22 protein-coding genes and 1 other annotated feature (1 of these 23 only partly in view) are annotated in these 20790 nt (G+C 43.4%); of the genes, 2 read left to right on the top strand and 20 right to left on the bottom strand.

Features of this window, described 5'->3' with window-relative positions:
- Nucleotides 1-18: 18 nt before the first annotated feature.
- The 4 genes from J7E38_RS00260 to J7E38_RS00245 form a co-directional block, all read right to left on the bottom strand.
- A complete protein-coding gene (locus tag J7E38_RS00260) occupies nucleotides 19-579 on the bottom strand; it encodes a helical membrane plugin domain-containing protein (protein ID WP_214704613.1) in 561 nt (186 codons plus the stop codon).
- A gap of 14 nt (nucleotides 580-593) precedes the next feature.
- Nucleotides 594-1730: an NAD(P)/FAD-dependent oxidoreductase gene (locus J7E38_RS00255; RefSeq protein ID WP_214704614.1), complete on the bottom strand. Its 1137-nt coding sequence runs from the start codon at nucleotides 1728-1730 to the stop codon at nucleotides 594-596.
- A gap of 111 nt (nucleotides 1731-1841) precedes the next feature.
- Nucleotides 1842-2081, bottom strand: a complete 240-nt coding sequence (locus tag J7E38_RS00250) for a sulfurtransferase TusA family protein (protein WP_023627220.1) — start codon at nucleotides 2079-2081, stop codon at nucleotides 1842-1844.
- Between the two features lie 119 nt (nucleotides 2082-2200).
- Nucleotides 2201-2602 (bottom strand): DsrE/DsrF/DrsH-like family protein, encoded by a 402-nt coding sequence (locus tag J7E38_RS00245; RefSeq protein ID WP_214704615.1) that lies wholly within the window; start codon nucleotides 2600-2602, stop codon nucleotides 2201-2203.
- Nucleotides 2603-2875: 273 nt separating this feature from the next.
- Between J7E38_RS00245 and sigK the strand changes: the two genes are divergently transcribed.
- Nucleotides 2876-3598 carry an RNA polymerase sporulation sigma factor SigK gene (sigK, locus tag J7E38_RS00240; protein ID WP_144476121.1) on the top strand — a complete coding sequence of 241 codons (723 nt, stop codon included), beginning with the start codon at nucleotides 2876-2878 and terminating at the stop codon, nucleotides 3596-3598.
- A gap of 509 nt (nucleotides 3599-4107) precedes the next feature.
- Here sigK and J7E38_RS00235 read toward each other — a convergent pair.
- From J7E38_RS00235 to J7E38_RS00225, 3 genes are all read right to left on the bottom strand, one after another.
- Nucleotides 4108-4245, bottom strand: a complete 138-nt coding sequence (locus J7E38_RS00235; RefSeq protein WP_214704616.1) for a YrzI family small protein — start codon at nucleotides 4243-4245, stop codon at nucleotides 4108-4110.
- Nucleotides 4246-4638: 393 nt separating this feature from the next.
- Nucleotides 4639-4893: a YrhC family protein gene (locus tag J7E38_RS00230; protein ID WP_214704617.1), complete on the bottom strand. Its 255-nt coding sequence runs from the start codon at nucleotides 4891-4893 to the stop codon at nucleotides 4639-4641.
- Nucleotides 4894-5067: 174 nt separating this feature from the next.
- On the bottom strand, nucleotides 5068-5772 hold the full coding sequence (locus tag J7E38_RS00225) for a 5'-methylthioadenosine/adenosylhomocysteine nucleosidase (protein ID WP_214704618.1): 705 nt from the start codon (nucleotides 5770-5772) through the stop codon (nucleotides 5068-5070).
- Nucleotides 5773-5956: 184 nt separating this feature from the next.
- On the opposite strand from J7E38_RS00225, the gene J7E38_RS00220 reads away from it, so the two are divergent.
- Complete coding sequence (locus J7E38_RS00220) at nucleotides 5957-6163, top strand: YrzA family protein (protein WP_214704619.1); 207 nt, start codon at nucleotides 5957-5959, stop codon at nucleotides 6161-6163.
- Nucleotides 6164-6247: 84 nt separating this feature from the next.
- Here the strand turns inward: J7E38_RS00220 and J7E38_RS00215 are convergent, their stop codons facing one another.
- The 13 genes from J7E38_RS00215 to alaS all read right to left on the bottom strand — a co-directional run bounded on the left by J7E38_RS00215 (nucleotide 6248) and on the right by alaS (nucleotide 20531).
- Nucleotides 6248-7399 (bottom strand): acyltransferase family protein, encoded by a 1152-nt coding sequence (locus J7E38_RS00215; protein WP_214704620.1) that lies wholly within the window; start codon nucleotides 7397-7399, stop codon nucleotides 6248-6250.
- 453 nt (nucleotides 7400-7852) lie between these two features.
- Nucleotides 7853-8524, bottom strand: coding sequence for a YrrS family protein (locus J7E38_RS00210; RefSeq protein ID WP_214704621.1), 672 nt, complete (start codon nucleotides 8522-8524; stop codon nucleotides 7853-7855).
- An 85-nt stretch (nucleotides 8525-8609) separates the two neighbouring features.
- On the bottom strand, nucleotides 8610-10391 hold the full coding sequence (locus J7E38_RS00205; protein ID WP_214704622.1) for a peptidoglycan D,D-transpeptidase FtsI family protein: 1782 nt from the start codon (nucleotides 10389-10391) through the stop codon (nucleotides 8610-8612).
- A gap of 57 nt (nucleotides 10392-10448) precedes the next feature.
- Nucleotides 10449-10925 carry a transcription elongation factor GreA gene (greA, locus tag J7E38_RS00200; protein WP_144476114.1) on the bottom strand — a complete coding sequence of 159 codons (477 nt, stop codon included), beginning with the start codon at nucleotides 10923-10925 and terminating at the stop codon, nucleotides 10449-10451.
- A 204-nt stretch (nucleotides 10926-11129) separates the two neighbouring features.
- On the bottom strand, nucleotides 11130-11765 hold the full coding sequence (gene udk / locus J7E38_RS00195) for a uridine kinase (RefSeq protein ID WP_214704623.1): 636 nt from the start codon (nucleotides 11763-11765) through the stop codon (nucleotides 11130-11132).
- Between the two features lie 3 nt (nucleotides 11766-11768).
- Nucleotides 11769-13037, bottom strand: coding sequence for a peptidase U32 family protein (locus J7E38_RS00190; protein WP_214704624.1), 1269 nt, complete (start codon nucleotides 13035-13037; stop codon nucleotides 11769-11771).
- A gap of 27 nt (nucleotides 13038-13064) precedes the next feature.
- Nucleotides 13065-13994, bottom strand: coding sequence for a peptidase U32 family protein (locus J7E38_RS00185; RefSeq protein ID WP_214704625.1), 930 nt, complete (start codon nucleotides 13992-13994; stop codon nucleotides 13065-13067).
- A gap of 5 nt (nucleotides 13995-13999) precedes the next feature.
- Nucleotides 14000-14638: an O-methyltransferase gene (locus J7E38_RS00180; RefSeq protein WP_214704626.1), complete on the bottom strand. Its 639-nt coding sequence runs from the start codon at nucleotides 14636-14638 to the stop codon at nucleotides 14000-14002.
- Nucleotides 14639-14922: 284 nt separating this feature from the next.
- A complete protein-coding gene (mltG, locus tag J7E38_RS00175) occupies nucleotides 14923-16074 on the bottom strand; it encodes an endolytic transglycosylase MltG (RefSeq protein WP_214704627.1) in 1152 nt (383 codons plus the stop codon).
- A 752-nt stretch (nucleotides 16075-16826) separates the two neighbouring features.
- The gene (locus J7E38_RS00170; RefSeq protein WP_023627201.1) at nucleotides 16827-17114 is read right to left on the bottom strand and encodes a DUF1292 domain-containing protein; all 288 of its coding nucleotides are present in this window, start codon (nucleotides 17112-17114) and stop codon (nucleotides 16827-16829) included.
- A gap of 15 nt (nucleotides 17115-17129) precedes the next feature.
- Entirely contained in the window at nucleotides 17130-17546 is a 417-nt protein-coding gene (gene ruvX / locus J7E38_RS00165; RefSeq protein WP_214704628.1) for a Holliday junction resolvase RuvX, read from the bottom strand.
- A gap of 1 nt (nucleotide 17547) precedes the next feature.
- A complete protein-coding gene (locus J7E38_RS00160; protein WP_023627198.1) occupies nucleotides 17548-17817 on the bottom strand; it encodes an IreB family regulatory phosphoprotein in 270 nt (89 codons plus the stop codon).
- An 80-nt stretch (nucleotides 17818-17897) separates the two neighbouring features.
- Complete coding sequence (alaS, locus tag J7E38_RS00155) at nucleotides 17898-20531, bottom strand: alanine--tRNA ligase (RefSeq protein ID WP_214704629.1); 2634 nt, start codon at nucleotides 20529-20531, stop codon at nucleotides 17898-17900.
- A gap of 75 nt (nucleotides 20532-20606) precedes the next feature.
- Nucleotides 20607-20790: a binding site (T-box leader), on the bottom strand; it runs 28 nt beyond the window's last position.

The following is a 20790-nucleotide window of genomic DNA, read 5'->3' as shown; positions in this document are numbered from 1 at the left end:
GATGCCCCTTCTCTTTTTCTATTTATTCAATTGCTTTGGCAGGTTTTGCAGGAAGGAGATCATCAGGGTCATGCCTTCCCTTGTTTCTTTCTGCGTGACAGCCTTCATCAGCTGCATGGAGGATAGAGGCTCTTTATCTTTTGTTTCCTCCTGAGCATGATGGAATGCAGTCAGCATACCGTCAACGAGGTCGATGGCACCAAGCTGGATGAAGGAATCTGCTAGTTCTACACCTTTGATTGCCTTCTCAACCATATCGGTTACCATTGGCCCTGTCATCGCTCCCTTCATGGCAGCAGCCATATCCGCAAGCTGCATAAGCGATTTCAGGACACCTGTTTCTTCCATGCGTTTTACTTCCATTAAAGTCCGCTCGAGGTTCTCGGCTACTTCAGGCAGTGCCTTTAAAAGTGAGAGCGTTTCAGGCTGAAGCAGATCATCGGCCATCTCGACCATCTTGACACCTGTTTCGCCAATGGTCGAGACCATTTCCCCGGTTACTGCATTCATGGCTGCATCCGTAAAGCCGACGAGCTTATGTTGTTCGTTTTTTTGTACTTGAGGTGTTTCTGTAGCCATCTCAACCACCCCTTCTATAAAATCCCTTTGGCATTTAACCAGTAAAGCTCGTTGTATACTGCTTTGAACCAGTGCAGCAGGTCAGAAGTCTCTGCTGGCTGCGGCGGGTTATTGTAGTCAAACGTAATCATGCTGGCATCTTCAAGGCTGTTTTCAAGGAAGCAGGCCACCTTGCCGTTATAGACAGCGGTTTCCGGACGGCCGGATAATCTGCTGATGATATTGGCAACCAGGGATTCAGATTGATAGTGTGCAGTTGATCCTGCTTTGCTGATTGGCAGGTTGGTTGCATCACCAATTACATAGACATCGTCCTGGCCAATCATTTTCAACGTTGTCCGGTTTGTCGGAATGAAGCCGGATTCATCGCCAATGCCGGAATCAATCACAGCTTTTGCGCCAGTATGCGCCGGAATCGTAATGAGCATGTCATACTCATGTTCAGAGCCGTCCATTGTAATTGCGACTTTGCGCTTTGGATCCACTTCTTCCAGATTGAAGAATGTTTCATATTTGATATCCCGTTTTTCAAACTGCGGCAGTCCCCATTCTGCCACTGGAACCAGTGAATGGATCCGTCCGATCGGATAGGCGTATTTGATTTCAATATCCTTGCGTCTGCCATTCTTGCGATAATAGTCATCCAGCATCAATGCCAGTTCAAGTGGAGCAGCTGGACATTTGTGCGGCACATCGATGGTGATCAGGATTTTCCCTTTTTCCATCGCTGCCAGGTCATCACGAAGGCGTTCTGCTCCTTCAAGTGTATAGAAGTTATGCGCACCTTCCCTCAAACCTGGAACACTGTCAAAGTCAGGATGGGATCCTGTTGCGATGACTAGATAGTCATATTGATACTGCTTTTTGCCTTTGACCGTCTTCTTCTCTACATCGATTTTCTCAACATCATCATAAACAAGATTCACATGTCTGTGGACAAGAGTATCCTGCTTCCTGATAAAATGCTCAGACGGTTTTTCATTAAAAGCGATGAATAGGTATCCTGGCTGGTAAATATGCTTTTCTGTATTGGAAATCAAAGTGACTTCGACTTCTCGCTTTTTAATTTCTTCGCCAAGCTGGCGGGCTAGCCTGTTTGCAACCATTGTACCCGCACTGCCGGCTCCAAGAACCACGATTTTTTTTGTCATTTCGTCCACCTCTTTACTGGATTCTTTGATCAAGGCTGTTGTTTTGTTCTGGACTTTTTTACGGCTTGAACTCGTAGTTACCGTAAAGAGCCTGTGTCAAACAGCGATCAATTATTTTACTTTTTTAACTGCGATCTTGAATTCATCGCCTTCATTTTCGAGGTAGGCAATTTCGTGGCCCATTTTATTAACCCATTCAGGGATATCAACTGCTGAACCTTTATCAGTGGAAAGGACTTCCACTACATCTCCAACTTGTGCTGTTTTAATGCCTTTTACCAATTCCATTAATGGTCCAGGGCAATATGCTCCTCTTGCATCGATTGATTTTGTTACTTGTACTTCACTCATGATTTATTCCTCCTGTAAGTTAATGTTTTATGTTAAAATAAGAAAAGATTTTTTATTTTTGCATGAAGGGGAAAGTGTGAAAGGCCTGCACGCCGAATCACTTTTCCTGCTTCTGCAGTTTACATTGTAATGACTGTTGCTCCCTGGGTCATTCCCAGGAATTTCGTTACCCCGATGACGCCATCGAATACATCCAGCATATCTTCTTCTTTCCAATCCATGATGTCCATTGCTAATGCGCATCCGTAAATATTCAACTCACCCATTTCTTTGCCTTCCTGCAATAATGCATCGAATAATGGAATTTTCTTCGCAAGCATTTCCTTGCCGATTGTTCCTGTAATAAAGTCTGTGTTTTCGAAGCTGTCTTTACGGAAAGACTTTAGAGCATTCATTGTCACGAAAACATTGACTGTCATTCCTGACATGGATGCGACTGATCCAACAAGGGCCCCAGCATGCAATTTTTCAAGATCTTCAGATAATAAAATAACCGCTAAAGATGGTGTTTGCTGTTCCATAATTTATTGCCTCCTAATAAATTGATTCGATTGATTTACCTTACACCTGAATTATACCCATACCCCTATAACTATGTCTGTTTCTTTTATGTGAACGTTGTTGGTCTAAAAAGTGACAAAACAAAGTGTTCATAGGGTTATCTATTCCTTCTTAAAAGCAAACTTGTGGTATTAATTTCCAAAACAAAATATTTATTGGGACAGACACAATCCCTTTCATACAGACATAGGAATTTATTATAGGCGAAAGCCTAAAAAAGCGGGGGTGGAAACATGTCTGGCATACTGACAGCACTCGGGTATCTAGTAAAAGAAGTCATCCTTCTTGTTTCGTATGTTAAAAACAATGCATTTCCTCAACCGTTATCTGCTGCTGATGAGCGAAAGTACTTAAGGTTGATGGCAAATGGCGACCCACACGCAAGGAACATGCTGATTGAACACAATCTGAGACTTGTCGCGCATATCGTGAAAAAATTCGAAAACACCGGCGAGGATTCTGAGGATTTGATTTCAATCGGAACAATCGGCCTGATTAAGGCCATCGAAAGTTATTCGGAAGGAAAGGGCACCAAGCTTGCCACCTATGCTGCACGATGTATAGAGAATGAGATTCTCATGCATTTGAGAGCATTGAAGAAAACAAAAAAAGATGTTTCATTGCATGACCCGATTGGCCAGGACAAAGAAGGAAACGAAATCTCGCTCATCGACGTCCTGAAGTCTGAATCGGAGGATGTCATTGACACGATCCAGCTCAATATGGAGCTTGAAAAAGTGAAAGAATATATCGATGTCCTCGATGACCGTGAAAAAGAGGTCATTGTTGGCCGTTTTGGCCTTGATTTGAAGAAGGAGAAAACACAGCGGGAAATTGCCAAGGAACTCGGAATCTCGAGAAGTTATGTATCAAGGATCGAAAAACGGGCGTTGATGAAAATGTTCCATGAATTTTACCGCGCGGAAAAGGAGAAGAAAAAGAATAAAGGCCAATGAGGAAAAACCCGGACTGTTGATCCGGGTTTTCTTAATGTGAAAAACGGCTTCTGGTTTTAGAGATGATCCGATTCGGAAGTCTCTTTGAAAAGGCCCCAAGCTATCACATAAATAAAGAGGGTGCCCAAAAGTTTTATGCATTTGGAACACCCTCTTTTGACCTTCTATTCCACGCTCACTTCTGCAGCAACAACCAAACCGACAGCACCACAGATCACCAATCCCATGACGATTAAGAACATGCCCATCACCCCTTTAACAGACCCATTATTACACCAAATTTATCACATAAATACGGTGTTAAAAGGGTGGGGTTGTGAACATTTTGTTAACGATGGGATTTCTTTTTCCTGAAAACAAGCGTTAACAACAGTATATGCAAAGACATAAATTTACCTCCCAACTCCTTCGTTAGGTGGTGTCCTTCTCCACCCATAAGCTAGCCAGTCTTCTTTGAATTAAATAAATCATTTTCTTTCCACCTTTCTTCGTTAAATTATTCAAATGAATTAAAACAGGCGCAGCATTGATTGACGTGTTTTGTTTTCTTCAACCATCTTATCAACCATTTCATTATGGCGAATTTCTTCTAGAGACATTTGACGTTTGTTAATCGTAATTGTGAAAAACAAGATATTTAAGGTCATAATTGGGTTCACCTCCTTTTGATTCCACCCCAAAAAGCCGCAAGGATTCCTCCCCTGCGGCCTAAATGGGCACAAAAAAGCCACAGGGCACGATTCTCCCTGCGGCCTTGGATGTATTAGTCAATAAAGCAACTTAAATAATCCAGTCCGATCCGGTCGAATGCGCATTACGATATGAAGTTTGTGCGTTTTTCCAGTATCCATTCATGATCATTTCACTCGACCTCCTTCTGAATTATTAACTCACATTGGTAAGTATATCCACTGTTCCATAGTTTGTAAACCTTTTTTGGCCTTTTTTTCCAAAAAAGCGTTCGCCAAATTTCAACAAAAAAACTGCATTCCAAGTTATCGGATTAATCCAATAACCGGAATGCAGTTCAGCAAGCCGATTTATTTCTTCATCAATAATTCCTGGCCTTCCTCTGATTCAATCAGCTGGTTGCGGTATTTTTTCGCAAAAGCAAAGAGTAAGATCGAACCAGCAAGGAATCCCATGGATGCGCCTATAGCAATATATATATCTGTCATCACTTTCGTTTCTGACGGAATGATCGTCCCAAGATAAAAGAAAACTCCCACTGCAAGCAGGATGGTTGCAAACTGTTTGTAATCAACCATTTTTTCATAGAGTTGTTTAGCCTTCATTTTATATCACCTGCATTTATTAGACTTAACCACATCCCTACTTTAACATGTTTTAAACATTTTATTGGTATGTAAATATTGGAAATAGTTTATTCAGATTCTTACTCTATCCTTGATAACACAAAAATAGCGTGGAATGAACGTCCACGCTAATCTCGTATTTGAATTCGGAAATCAAAGCTTCCAGTTCTTCACCATTTCATTGACGATTTCAAAAGAATTCTTTGATGCAAGCTTTGTAAATTCCAGGAAGTTTACGTCTGCTGAACCGTCGGCCTGGTCGGACATCGAACGGATGATCACGAACGGGATGTTGTTCATGCTGCATACCTGTCCGACCGCTGCTCCTTCCATTTCTGTGCAATAACCATTAAGCTCCTCATGAAGGAATTTCACTTTTTCGCGGTCTGCGATGAATTGGTCACCTGATAAAATCCTGCCGCTGACGATTTTCTTATCTTCTACGATTTCTTTGCTTGCTGCTATCGCCAAGTCAATTAATTGCTTATCGGCTTTAAAGACCGAGACTTCTGTATAAGGGATTTCCCCTAGCTTAAAACCCAGTGCCCGAACATCCATATCATGCTGCACACAATCAGTTGAGATGACGATATCGCCAATTCTTAAATCAGGATTCACCGCTCCCGCTACGCCTGTAAAAACGATATTAGAAGCAGCGAATTCATCAATCAGGATTTGAGTGCATACACTCGCGTTCACTTTCCCTACACCTGACTTGCAAAGTACAACATCATATCCGTTAAATGTGCCGATATAAAAAGTAATGCCCGCTTTCTTTTTCTCATCATAATCCTTCATTGCATCAAGAATATGCTCTATTTCTTCATCCATTGCACCAATAATACCAATTCTGCTCATATCTGCGTCCTCCCAAGAATTTTCTCCTATGTATAAAACTTTTACGCATATGCATTACTAGAGTTCGGTGTTCTCCACCCAAATATGCCTGTCGTTTTAATTTATCAAAAAAAGTATCATTTTTATAGAGAATTTGCTATTTTATTGTGTATAGAATATGTGTACGCAAAAGGAGAAAAAATCTATGGATTTCCAATTTGAACTTATTGAAGATAAAGTTGAATTTTTCGAAGCGGTCGATTTGAAAACCCTTGAACAAAAAATCAATAAACAAATCGAGATCAATAAAGCGATCATGCTAACTGTCCATCATGTGTCCCATCAGATGCATTTAGATGATAAAGGCAGGCTGTTCTATTCTGCAGTGGTCCATTTTAAGGCGAAAAAGTAACGGAGCAACCAAGACTCTACATATGCACGAACACCAATAAGCACAAGAAAAAGCTTGGGATATCCCAAGCTTTTTCTACTGCATCTATAATTTAATCGTCTCAGTAGTCTCTCTTCTTATCTCGATTACTTTTAATCCAAACAGAAGCCGGAGAAAGTTAACTCGCTTAATTATAAAATGGTAAATGCACATGATGAGGGCAAATGATGAGGAAACTAATACTATGACCTTTAGCGGTATGGGCCAGTCTATACTATATATGAAATACCCTATTAGAATAATCATCGGTTGATGAAGAACATAAAACGGCATAGAAGCTTCACTTGCATATTTTAATATTGAATTAGAGAAGTTCAAATATTTATCTCCCAGAAAAAGAATAAAGAACAGCGTATTCCATACCAATAAGACACGAACAATCATAAAGATCGCCCAACTCACTCCTGGAACCATCGGAAACCCATAGAAGATAACCCAGGAAAGATAGACCGCTGTGAAAAGGATGCTCAGCGCACCTGCTAAAAGTCCTGTTTTACGGACAAACTGCCTTAATGTTATTCTAGCGAAAAAATAAAACCCTGAAATAAACAACAGTAAATAAAAGATGATTCCCCAACTTCCTAAATTCACAATACTGTTAACAGTTAAGGCAGCGATTGATAGAGCAATAGGAATGAGTAAATACTGTAGGATACTAAATTCCTTTCGCTCTGCTTCCCGCCTTGCTTTCAGAAAAAATGGCAGCGTGATGCCTGAAAAAAGCAGCAGCATTAAAAGATACCAAAGATGATGTCCAAAAAAAGCGAAATTGCCAGTTCCGCCTATTTCCAAATAGAGTCCATCAAAGTAATGGGGAATGAACTTTATGAATGACCCTTTAAATTGATGATTCGTGATTCTTTCAATATACACTTGTGGTGGTGACAATAGAAAGACTCCAAAAAGTAAGGGGATTCCCAATCGTAATAGTCTTTCTTTCATGAAACTTTTAGAATTTCTTCTTTTTAATGCATAATAAGCAGACATTCCTGAAAGCACAAAAAAAATTGGCATAATCCAATTTCCTGCTAAGAGTGAAAAAAACTCAATATATGTATGATTGATTGTGTTGTTCTTTATATGCCAGTCAAATGAATTAAAAAACATTGAACAATGATAAAGAAACACGACCATCATTGCCAATACCTTTATCCAGTCTAAATAATGATGTCTGATTGCTACCGTTTCCTCTTCCATAAATTCCCTCCCTATGTGTTAACTATATAACTTTTCGAAGGAAAATGCACAAAAAAATTAGCACTCTAATACAAAGTGACAACTTCCATTGTCAGGTTGTGTATTAGAGTGCTAATGATTAGCCCTTTTAAAAATTGGCTCTGTTAAAATAGACTGTTGATTTTCGTTCCAGGCGCTTCGCTTTCCGCGGGAAGAATAATGAAAAAGCCCAACACTGCCGGCTTTTTCAAAAGGCAATTCTTCCTGGCTGGCGCTGAGCCTCCTCGTCGCTTTGGTCCTGCGGGGTCTCACCTGACCATCTGCTCCCGCAGGACATTGATTAGCTTCCTGAATCAGCCCACGCACGATGGAAATGCGTTAGCATTTTCGGAGGAGTCTACGCGCCTTCCACTACAATCAGCAGGTGTAAAAACAACATTGGACTTAACAGAGCCTTTAAAAATAATACTGTCTTTATCGTTTATCATTTTGGATCAATTCTTCTACCTTGACCGGTTTCCAGCCTTCGCCATCCACCCATTGAATCGAGACCCTGAATGTCTGGTCGCTGCCTTTTTCAGAAATCGTTCCGACTGCTGAATTGGGCTCGCTGCCTCTTTCATTCCACCATACCGTCATGTTATTTTGATCGATTCCTGTTGCATAGGAATAGGCAAGAATCATTTCCTGCCAATCCACCGCATTTTGGTCGAATACAGGAGTGTGTTCTCCGGATTGGGTCGTGCCAACCGGTTTCCATTCAGGATTTTCAATCGTTTGTTTCACGTTGGCATCACTGCCGCCCTCTGTCACGATTGGTTCTGTCTGTTCATCTGCAGATTCATCTGTTTCTTCCGAATCAGAATGATCTTCTGCGTTTTTTTCGGAGTCATTATCGTCTTTTGAGCCAGCAGCTTTGCTGTCATCTTTTTTCTTTGAAGAGTTTGCGGCCTGGTCCTTTTCTGCAGCTACATCGTTTTGGTCAGCTGCGCCTTCATCATTGCTGAAAAAGATATTAAACGAAACAATGCCAATTAACAAAATCACAATAACAATCAAGCTATTTAAAATAAGGTTCGTTTTTCTGCGCTTCGCCCTTTGCTGTGAGCGCATCCCCTCATTTATGTTGTCATAATCATTCTTCAAAATCTTTCCCTCCCTTTTAAGGTTGTCAACATTCTACCATGACTCGGGGCAAACTTGAAGGATTTTATATTCATCTAATGTGGTCTCAATCGTTTTCAGGACCTTCAGCGGATGTTCCATGGTTGAATTTATAGACCTCCTTTACTATATCTGCAAAAAGAGGGTTCACTCCGCCTTCATCCTCGAAGACCCCTAAATTGACCGTCACAAGTGCATACTTCGGCTTTTCAAAAGGAAAATATCCGGCGAACCATTTATTATGCAATTGCTTTTTGCTCTCATATATCCCCGTTTCAGCAGTACCTGATTTTCCCGCAACATCATATGGCAAGTCCCGGAACCATCTTCCAGTGCCCTCTTCATTCACAACGACCTCTCGTAAAAGCTTTTGCAGCTTCATGGCAGTATAAGGGGAGATCTGATCACCTGGAAGTTTATCTTTCGGGAATTCAGTCATTTTTGTACCATTTTGATATTGAATCGACAGCACGGCCCTGACCATATCTTTTTCACCACCTCTGGCGATTGACGCCATCATGTTGGCGACAGCAAGCGGAGAGACCCTGACTTCATGCTGGCCAATTCCAGACAATGCGGCAAAATTCCTATCCTTCCGAGCTTCATCTGACATGAAAATTCGTCCCTTTTCCTCGTCCTGAAGCTGTCTGAAATCCTCCAAATGAAAAATATTCCCCGTCCATCCTGTACCGCCTGTCATTGAGAGCATTTCTGCATACCTCTCCAAAATATGAGGATCATCTTTTTGTAATTCTTGCGCCACTTCTCCAAATGTCCGGTTACAGCTTACTGCGAAGCTATCTTGGAAATTGAGCATTCCATGTTGATATTTCTTATCTGCCTCCCCATTGATGGTCTTGCTGCAATCAAACTTCCTGGCCGGGTCATCAAGACCCTTATCAATCGCAGCCGCAGCAACCACCGTTTTGAACACCGATCCCGGAATATGCTGCTTGACCATCATATTTTCAACCCCTTCATCCGTATAGGGTTTGGATGGATTTATGACGGGCCTCGAAACCATTGCCAAAATGCTGTTTGTTTCAATATCCAGAAGAACGACTCCGCCTTTTTTAATTTTATGCTGATCCACCTTTTCCTCAAGAATCATTTGTAAATCCTTATCAATCGATGTCTGCAGATTGATTGGATAGAAGGGATTGGCTGGTTCAATATATTTCACATTGATTCCGAATAATGGAGCCCCTTCTCCATCTACATGGTAAACAAGCTTTGACTTCCCTTCCGCTACGAGGAACTCATCGAAGCTTTTTTCCAGACCTGAAACGCCAATCAAGGTCCTGGGCAGAAACTCCTTCTCGCCATACCTCGATTTCAGGGCAGCTTCGTTTTCGCCTATTATACCCACAAGCTGCGCAGCCGGCACTTTTTCCATAGGGTATTTCCGCTCAACAGCAAATACACCGGGAATTTCCAATCCGTTGATGATGTCCATTTGGCGCTTTGTCAAAATCACCGGATCAGGGCTGCCAAAAGCAAACGGTTCCTTGGAATCTTCCACTGCAGTTTTCAATGCGTATTCAGAGACACCAATGGATTGTGCAACCTTATCAGCTTCCCAGTCCATCTTCTTTAAAAACGGAAACAGGACCAACACTGACGCGGTCTCATAGGAGAGTGGTTCACCTTTGCGGTCCAGGAAATTTCCTCTGCCGTTATCCACCACCATTTCCTGTGACCTTTGTTTGACGCTTGCTTCGATTAAATTGATCTCATGCTTTGAAAATGATTCGGTATCGATCAGCTGCAGCTGAGCCAGCCGAAAAATCAACAGGCCAAAGCCTGCAAGACAGATGGAAACCCAGGCCACCATTCTTTTTTTACGCATAAAAAACACCTCGTCAAAAGTGTTGACGAGGTGCGTGAGTTTCAAACATATGGATCATTACTTAATGGAAGTGATGCGGACGCTCATTTCACCGCCAGGAGTTTGGACAGCCACTTGATCGCCCACTTTTTTGCCCATTAGACTCTTCGCAATCGGAGAGTCATTTGATATCTTGCCCTCAAACGGATCTGCTTCTGCACTTCCAACGATTGTATAAGATTCTTCATCGCCATCAGGAAGCTCGACAAAAGTGACCGTGCGGCCAAGGCTTACAGCATCTGTGCTCAACTCATCTTCCTGGATGATTTTTGCGTTGCGGATCATATTTTCAAGAGTCGTGATACGGCCTTCAACAAAAGCTTGTTCCTCTTTTGCAGAATCGTACTCAGAGTTCTCTGAAAGGTCGCCAAAGCTGCGAGCGATCTTGATTCTCTCAACCACTTCTTTTCGTTTGACAGTCTTTAATTGTTCCAATTCTTGTTCCAGCTTTTCTTTCCCTGCCTGTGTCATAGGAAAAACTTTTTCTGTAGCCAAAATACTTCACTCCTTCTAGTCTTCACAAATCCCCAAAATAGATTGTGTAATATTATATTATGTATCCTGAAAAATATACAGGAGCGCGTCCTATATGAGGGCGCGCGATTTAAACAGGGCCATTTCAGGCCATTTATTTCTCTCTGGACAAAAGGAAGCACTTTTTGCAAGTACTTCCATGTCCATATTATCTATGCTATTGTGTCACAAAAATGATTTTTGTTCAAGAATTGTTTGAATTTTTGTTACCATCAGGTCAATCGCAACATGGTTGTGGCCGCCCTCCGGAATGATCACATCAGCATAACGCTTGGTCGGTTCGATGAACTGGTTATGCATCGGCCTGACAACATTCACGTACTGTTCAATGACTGAATCCATTGAGCGTCCGCGCTCCTTGATGTCACGCAGGAGCCTGCGGATAATCCGCAGATCTGCATCGGTGTCGACATAGAGTTTGATATCCATCAGATCGCGCAATCTCTCGTCCTCGAGAATCAAAATTCCTTCAAGAATGATAACATCCTTCGGTTCAACATGGATGACTTCGTTGGAGCGAGTGTGAATTGCATAATCGTAAACCGGCTTCTCAACCGCCTCGTGTTGAAGCAGCTTCTGGATATGTTCTATCAAAAGATCATTGTCAAATGCAAGTGGATGGTCGTAGTTTGTCTTTAATCGCTCTTCCATTGGCAGGTGGCTCTGGTCTTTGTAATAGTAGTCTTGCTCAATCATAAGAATTGATTGACTCTTAAAGCTATCATAAATAGCTTTTGTGACGCTTGTCTTTCCTGAGCCGGAGCCGCCGGCTACACCAATTACAACAGGTTTGCGGTCCATTTCTTACTTCTCCTTCCGCATCATGTTATTTGGGTAGACAGGCTTGTCCATCTTGAACTTGACGATTTGCAGAGGATGGCGGGCAACATCAAGTTCATTGCCATCTTCATCCCAAATCTTTTCAATCACATGAGTGAAGTACTCGATTTCAGGTCCAAAGAATTCAACCTCGTCGCCAGGCTTGAAGTAGTTCCTTTGCTGAAGTGTGACCATTTGAGTCTCAGCATCATAATCAAGCACAAGGCCGGCAAAATCGAAAGTTGTCTTTTTGCTATGGTTTCCAAACATTTGCTCTTTATACCCAGGAACTCCCTCAAAGAAAGCAGTTGCTGTCTCGCGGTTCGCACATTTGTCCAATTCTTCAAGCCATTCCTGCTTGATGACGAAGTTTTCAGGGTCCGCACAATACGCATCAATCACTTTGCGGTAGACGCTGACTACTGTTGCGATATAGTGGATCGACTTCATGCGGCCTTCGATTTTCAGGCTGTCGATTCCAGTTTCGATCATACGGGGAATTGATTCAATAAGCTTAAGGTCTTTAGGGCTCATTGCAAACGGAGCATCACCATCATTGAACAATGGGTTCTCATCGCTTCCTTCGAGCTTATACAAGTCATAGTCCCAGCGGCAAGACTGGCAGCAGCCGCCGCGGTTTGAATCACGTGCTGTCATGTGATTGCTCAGCGTACAACGTCCGGAATAGGCAATACACATTGCTCCGTGGACAAAGGTTTCAATTTCAATGTCAACCTTTTCCTTCATTAACTTGATTTCTTCCGCACCCGTTTCACGCGCCAGTACGACACGCTCAAGTCCTTCTTCCTTCCAGAACTGGACTGCTTTCCAGTTTGATAGGGATTGCTGAGTGCTTAAGTGGACCTCAATTTCAGGAGCTACCCTGCGGCAAGTTTCGATGATGAGCGGATCAGCCACGATGATTCCGTGTACCCCAGCTTCCTTCAACCCCATCATATAGTCTTCTAGTCCATCAATATTCTCATTATGGGCGAAAATATTTGTTGTGACATATATTTTTGCGCCGTATTTCTTGGCGAACTCGACACCTTCCTTCATTTCTTCAAAGGTGAAATTATCCGCATTAGAACGCAAACCATATTCCTGTCCGCCGATGAAGACGGCATCTGCACCGTAGTGGACGGCAATCTTAAGTTTTTCAAGATTTCCGGCCGGCGCTAGCAGTTCTGGTTTTTTCACGATGACACGTTTGCCATCGACAATTTGCGAAATTTTATCTGCTACTGCTGCCATTACGCAACCTCCTCATAGTTCTTCCTGTTAATAAACCGTCTCTTTGAAAAAGAATCCTGTATCCAGCGGGCGATTAGGCGGCTGCAGTTCTTCTGCCGCTTCCAGCAAGCTGTCTTTTTCTTCGTCGTATTGGTCAGGATCTTCCACTGCCAAATCAATGGCTTTGCGGTATAGCTTTGTAACTTCCAATATATATTCTGGGCTCTTAAGGATGCCGTCGATTTTAAGAGAATCGATCCCTGCTTCCACAAGCTCCGTCAGTTCATCAATAATGCAAATATCATTAGGACTCATGATGTGCGTGCCATTTTCGTCTTCGAAAATAGGATATTTATTCTCACGCTCTTTATCGTGAAGGAACATATCACGTTCCTGCTTACGATTTTCTACTTCCAGTGCCTTGCCTTGATATTCAAAATAATGGCCAAGAAGCGGGCGCTTTGACTGGAACATATTCATCATCCCGTGAACCTGGACCTCGATTTCAACCTCGGCATTTTCCTTGATTTCAACGATGGCATCCATATTGATTTCCCTGGCCAGGACAGCGCGCTTTGCCCCTTTCCTGCCCCAATAGTTGCACGTATACCAGTTCGTTCCTGTTGTTTCAGTGCTCCAATGAAGCTTCATGCCGGGAGTATATTCCTTCGCGGCCATCAAAACAGCGGGATCACCAAAAGTGACTCCATCCGCTTTTACATCCTGAAGGAATGTAAGATATTCGCCCAGCAAGTCCACTTTTTCGTTGTGGAACAAAGCGTTCATGGCTACATATACTTTTTTGCCTTTCGAGTGTGCCAATTCAATCGCCTGTTTTACATCTTCACGATTGAACTCACCAGCAAGACGAAGGCCGAACTTTTGCTCTCCAATCAGGAACGCATCTGCTCCAGCCTCTGTCAATGGGATAATATCATTTACACTAGTTGGCGTTACCAATAATTCAGGTTTCTTCATTCCGTTCACCTCTTCTTACTAACCGCTACCCCATCGCCAATCGGAAGGATGATTGTGTCATACTCCTCATTGGCTGCAAGCCAGCGGTTGAATTCGTCTATTTTTTTTACCAGGCTGCGGACTCTTCTGCTTTCTGCTTCCTGGTTATATACAAGCCCCTTAAAAAGGATGTTATCCGTGATGATCATTCCCCCGGGTTTTAAATACCTTGAGTATAGTTCGAAAAAGCGTTTGTACTGCCCTTTTGCCGCATCAATGAAAATAGCGTCAAATGGAGCATGGGCAGCGACTTCCGCTTCAAGCTCAAGCGCATCCCCTTTGATCTGGGTGATCCGCTCCTGCAGGCCGGCCCTTTTAATATACTCGACTGCAAGCTCGTACCGGTCTTCATCACGCTCGAGTGTGATGATTTGAGCCTGCGGCAGTGCGAATGCCATTCTCATTGCGGAGTAGCCGATTGCTGTTCCGACTTCCAGGATTGTGTCCGGCTGCTGGATTCTTAGAAGCTGGAGCATCGTTTCTATGCCAGCCGGCTCCATAATCGGAACACCGTTAAGCTCCGCATACTCTTCCATCTCGGAAAGAATGCCATCCCTGGGCTGTATGAGAGAATCTATATAATTCTGCAGCTCTTCGTTCAGCAAGCTGCCTCACCTCTATTCAAAGGCCTGAAGAAAGCCAGAGTAGATTTTCGCATGACTGTGCAGGCATGAAAAAAATAGCGTTCACAGGTCAAGAGAGAAAACCAAACAGGTCCATTAGCTAAAAAGCTTCAACTCCTTCATCTGCAATGCACGCTATCGAATAAAACCTGATGCCCAAATAGAGCATCCGCCAGACAGTAACATGACTATAAAAAAACACTTGAATTATTTTATCACAATAAGAAGGGAAATGCTAACCTTTCTGCATTTCCCTTTAATTGCTGTTATTTTTTATTGGTGATATGTTCGTTCACTTTTCGATTGTGCTCATCCAGAGTCTTCGAGAAGAGCACCTCTCCTGTGGAGGTCGCAATGAAATACATATCATCCGTGTCAGCTGGAGCCAGAGCGGCTTCAATTGACATGACCCCAGGATTGGCGATAGGGCCAGGTGGCAGCCCCTGAATTTTATAGGTATTATAAGGGTCATCGATTTCAAGATCCTTGAAATACACACGTTCTTTATGTTCGCCGTGTGCATACAGGACAGTTGGGTCTGTCTGCAGCATCATTCCGTCTTCCAGGCGATTGTAGAAGACGCTGGCGATTTTATCGCGGTCAGCTTTCTCAGTTGCTTCCTCTTCAATGAGAGATGCCATCGTCATTAATTGATGAGTCGACATTTCCTTTTCTTCCATCTGCCCTCTAAAATCCCCTAGCACTTCTTTTGTCTTTGTCAGCATGACGGTGACAATTTCCTCAATCGTCGGTTTTTCAGAGTAGAATGGGTATGTCGCCGGGAACAGATAACCCTCAAGTGGGTACTTCACATTTTCTTTTAGGATTTCGTCAGTAAGGACATCCGGATATTTTTCCATCATTTTTTTGATGAATTCCTGATCGTTCAGCTGCTTGAAAACAACTTCCTCGTCCTGCTGTGTTTTTTCAGCAATGATTCCGGCAATTTGTTTAAGCTGTTTGCCCTCAGGAATTGTGATTTTCATGACCACATCCTGCATGACCTTACCTGTTTTCAAGCTTGTGATGATTTCAGGCAGCGTCATTGACGGTTTCATTTTATAATCACCAGCCATAAAGCCGGCTTCATTTTTGAACTTCACATAATACTTGAAGACTCGGGCATCCCTTATGACCCCTTTATCCTCAAGAATCTGCCCGATACCTGTTGTAGAAGAACCAATCGGGATCGTGACATCGATTGTTTTCTTGCTGTTTTCCTCGACTGGTTTCATGGCTTCTTTTATGTAGTAATAACCGCCGCCGCCGATTGCCCCGATGAGCAAGATGGCCACGATTGCAGTAATGAAAACAATCTTCCTCACAATTTTCGCTTCTTTCTGCTGCTCAATCAGCTTTTCAGTAATCAAATGTTTCTTATCTTTTTTTGGATCCTGTATATTCTTTTCGTCAGACATAAGTTCCCCCTCCAGATCACAAAACTTACTTCCTGGATACTCTCTATTATCACATCTCGCACCATTATACTATATTTTCTATTTCTATTTGCAAATAATTACGAAAAAATACCTTGAACGACAAACAAACCAATAATTCGACAACCGCATTGGGCGTGTGATAACAAACAAGATAGTACTTTTTAATGGGAGGGTGCTGAAATATCGTTTGCATATTTTATGATTCATCTCTGTATCGGACACTCTTCAGGATTTTTCACCTTTTTTATCCGATAGCGCCCTTCTATTGGACACTTCTCCGGGATTTTTCTCCCTCTTTGTCCGTAGGGCGCTTCTATTGGACACTTCTCCAGGATTCTTCTCCCTTTTTGTCCGATAGGGCCCTTCTATTGGACACTTCTTTAGGATTCTTTTTCCTTTTTGTCCGATAGGGCCCTTCTATTGGACACTTCTTTAGGATTCTTTTTCCTTTTTGTCCGATAGAGCCCTTCTATTGGACACTTCTTTAGGATTCTTTTTCCTTTTTGTCCGATAGAGCCCTTCTATCGGACATTTCTCCAGGATTCTTCTCCCTTTTTGTCCGATAGGTTCCTTCTATTGGACACTTCTTTAGGATTCTTCTCCCTATTTGACCGATAGAGCCCTTCTATCGGACACTTACCTAAGACTCATGCCTCTCTAATTGTCCATTAGCTGTTTTCGGGCAAAAATAAAGGACCAGGCTTCATTCGCCTGGTCCAGATTATTCATTCCTATTCTTCGTCTTGCTCTGCAAGGAAGGTTTCGAGCATTTCTTCAATCATGTCCCACTCTTCATCTGTTTCGATTGGCATAAGTTCGCCATCTTCATTATCTTCTGTTGGTGTGAAAGCAGATGCGTGGATTTCGATTTCCTCGTCATCGTTATCCTCTGCACCGACTGGATAATAAAGCACATATGATTTTCCGAACTCTTCGGAATCAAATGTGAAAAGGACTTCGCATAATTGTTCGTTGCCGTTTTCGTCTACTACTGTAATGTTGTTTTCGCCGTGATCCATTGTAGTCACCTCAATTTAATTTTGGCTGTTCAAATAGCCTTGTAAGATCATTACTGCGGCCATCTTATCGATGACCTTCTTTCTTTTTTTGCGGCTTACGTCTGCCTCAAGCAAAACTCTCTCGGCAGCCACCGTCGTCAGACGCTCGTCCCATAAAATCGTTTGAACGCCAAACCGTTTTTCCAGCTCACGGGCAAAGAACTGGCTTGCTTCGCCGCGCGGGCCAATCGTCCCGTTCATATTCTTTGGCAAACCTACGACTACTTTGCCGACTGCGTTCTCTTTTATTATTTTACCAATTTCATCGAAACCAAACACATTTTCTTCTTCGTTGATTTTCAATGTTTCAAGTCCCTGAGCCGTCCAGCCGAATTCATCACTCAGGGCAATGCCGACTGTTTTCGAGCCGACATCGAGTCCCATGATCCGCAATTTATTTCCCCTCTCGATGGTTCCTTAAGTAGGATTTAACCAGTTCCTCGATAATTTCATCCCGCTCCAGCTTGCGGATGATGTTGCGGGCATCCCGATGGCGGGGAATATAGGCCGGGTCGCCAGAGAGCAAATATCCGACAATCTGGTTGATCGGGTTATATCCCTTTTCCTGCAGCGCTTCGTACACCTGCAGCAGGACTTCATTGGCATCATGCTCAAAAGGCTCTTCGGGAAAATTAAATCTCATCGTTTTATCAAAAGAGCTCATCGAATGCACCTCACTTTTAAGAAATGGCAGGTAAAATTTTCTTTCATGATACCTTCATTCTACACTACTTTACTTTTATATCAAATTGATTTTACCCATTCTTCGGCAAATTGAAGCGCATTGTCGAGTTTTGATGGGTCTTTTCCGCCAGCCTGGGCCATATCTGGACGGCCTCCGCCGCCTCCGCCGCAAATCGCTGCTGCTTCCTTGATCAGTTTTCCAGCTTGATAGCCTTTCTTGATCAAATCATCTGTCACAGCCGCAATCAGGTTCACTTTGCTGCCATCTGTCATGCCAAGCAGGATTACTGCAGAACCAAGTTTTTGCTTTAAGTCATCTGCCATATTTCGCAGGTTGTTCATGTCAGAAGCCTGGACTCGTGCAGCAAGCAGTTGGACACCATTGATTTCTTTTACCTGTGATGTAAGGCTCCCTGCTTCAATATTTCCCAATTTAGCAGCAAGAGATTCATTTTCGCGCTGCAGCTGCTTCATTTCTGTGAGCAGTGAGTCGATCCGGTTCGCCACTTCCTTCGGTGAAGTCTTCAGCTTGCCAGCAGCCTCCTTCAGGATGCCGATCTGGTCATTCAGTACCTTGTAAGCCGCCTCGCCTGTTACAGCCTCAATCCTTCTTGTTCCGGCACCAATGCCGCCTTCGGATACAATCTTGAACAGCCCGATGACAGATGTATTTGGAACATGGCATCCGCCGCAAAGCTCAAGGCTGTAGTCGCCAACTTTTACGACACGGACAATGTCACCATATTTTTCGCCAAACAATGCCATCGCACCCATTGCTTTCGCTTCAGCAATCGGCTTAAAGTTCGTCTCCACCTGGATGCTTCTCCAGATTTTTTCGTTGACGATTGCTTCTACCTGCTCAAGTTCTTCAGCAGTCACCTGGCCGAAGTGGGAGAAGTCGAAACGGAGCCTGTCTGGTTCGACGAGGGATCCTGCCTGATTGACGTGCGTGCCCAGGACATCCTTCAACGCCTGGTGCAGCAAATGTGTTGCAGTATGGTTCTTGATGATTCTTGCACGGTTATCCTGGTCGACTTTTGCAGTGACTTCAAGACCTTTGGAAACCGTTCCTTCCACGACTACTGCACTGTGAAGGTTTTGGCCGTTCGGAGCTTTCTTTACATCCTTAACTGAAAGCTTCACTCCGCTTGCTTCGACTGTACCTTTATCGGCAATCTGTCCGCCGCTTTCTGCGTAGAAAGGTGTAACATCAAGGATGAAATGGACTTCATCGCCAGCATTTGCTTCCTCAACAAGCTCGCCTTCCTTGATTAATGCTACGATTTTGCTGTTCGTTTCAAAATTATCATAACCGACGAACTCGCTGCTTTCTTTAATGTCGCCAAGAACACCGCCCTGAACCTGCATGGAACCAACATCCTGGCGTGCCGCACGAGCTCTTTCACGCTGGAGCTCCATTTCTTTTTCAAAGCCTTCGTGGTCGACCTTCAAGCCTTCTTCTTCGGCATACTCTTCCGTCAGTTCCACCGGGAATCCATATGTGTCATATAATCTGAAGACATCCTCACCCTGGATTTTGCCGCTGCCTTTTTCCTTTTCCTTCTTGATCAGTTCAGAAAGGATTGCCAGGCCTTCATGCAGCGTTTCATGGAAGCGGTCTTCTTCATTTTTGATGACCTTTTGGATAAAGTCGGTCTTTTCTTTTACTTCCGGGTAGAAATCATGCATGATTTCGCCCACTACCGGCACCAATTCAAACATGAATGGCCGATTGATGTTCAGCTTCTTTGCATAACGTACAGCGCGGCGCAATAAACGGCGAAGTACATATCCGCGGCCTTCGTTGGATGGAAGTGCACCGTCACCGACAGCAAAAGCTACAGTACGGATGTGGTCAGCAATAACTTTGAATGCTTCATCCTTCTCTTTGGACTGTCCGTATTTTTCACCTGAGATTTCTTCAGTCGCATTGATGATCGGCATGAACAAATCTGTTTCAAAGTTTGTCGGAACATCCTGGACAACGGAGGCCATACGCTCCAGTCCCATGCCGGTATCAATATTTTTCTTCGGAAGCGGCGTGTATGTGCCATCCGGATTATGATTGAATTCAGAGAACACAAGGTTCCAGACTTCGAGGTAACGGTCATTTTCACCGCCAGGATATAGCTCTGGATCTTCAGGATCGTTACCGTATCCAGGCCCTCTATCATAGAAAATCTCTGTGTTCGGACCGCTTGGGCCTTCACCGATATCCCAGAAGTTCCCCTCCAGACGGATGATCCGCTCTTCCGGAATGCCGATTTTCTCTCTCCAGATGTTGAATGCTTCATCATCTTCAGGGTGAATTGTCACAGATAATTTCTCTGGGTCAAAACCGATCCACTTTTCGCTCGTAAGGAATTCCCAAGCAAATTCGATTGCTTCTACTTTGAAGTAGTCACCGATCGAAAAGTTGCCGAGCATTTCAAAGAATGTATGGTGGCGTGCTGTCTTGCCGACATTTTCAATATCGTTTGTACGGATGGATTTCTGTGCATTTGTGATTCGCGGGTTTGCCGGAATAACACGGCCATCAAAATACTTTTTTAAAGTCGCTACACCGCTGTTGATCCAAAGAAGGGACGGATCATCGTGTGGAACTAGCGATGCACTTGGTTCGATGGCATGACCTTGTTCCTTAAAATATTCGAGAAACATTCTTCTGATTTCTGCACCTGTCAGTTTTTTCATTTTAGTAACCTCCTAAATCCTTATGAAATTTTAGCTTTCAGGGATTTTAGGCAACAAAAAAAGCCCTCATCCCTGGACAGGGACGAGAGCTTGCTCGCGGTACCACCCTGATTATGGACGCAAAAACGCACGCCCATCTCTCAATGACGCTTTAACGCAGCTGCTACGGCAGGTTTTGCCTGCACTCCGGAATAGCCTTCTGTTATCCTTCACCGGGAATTCTTTCAGCCTGGGAATCCCTCTCTGGACGATGGTCTAT

It is taken from the genome of Bacillus sp. ISL-35 (assembly GCF_018613355.1).
Classification (GTDB): Bacteria; Bacillota; Bacilli; order Bacillales; family Cytobacillaceae; genus Mesobacillus.
Note: the sequence above shows the minus strand (reverse complement) of the source record. Positions and strands in the feature narration are given on the sequence as shown.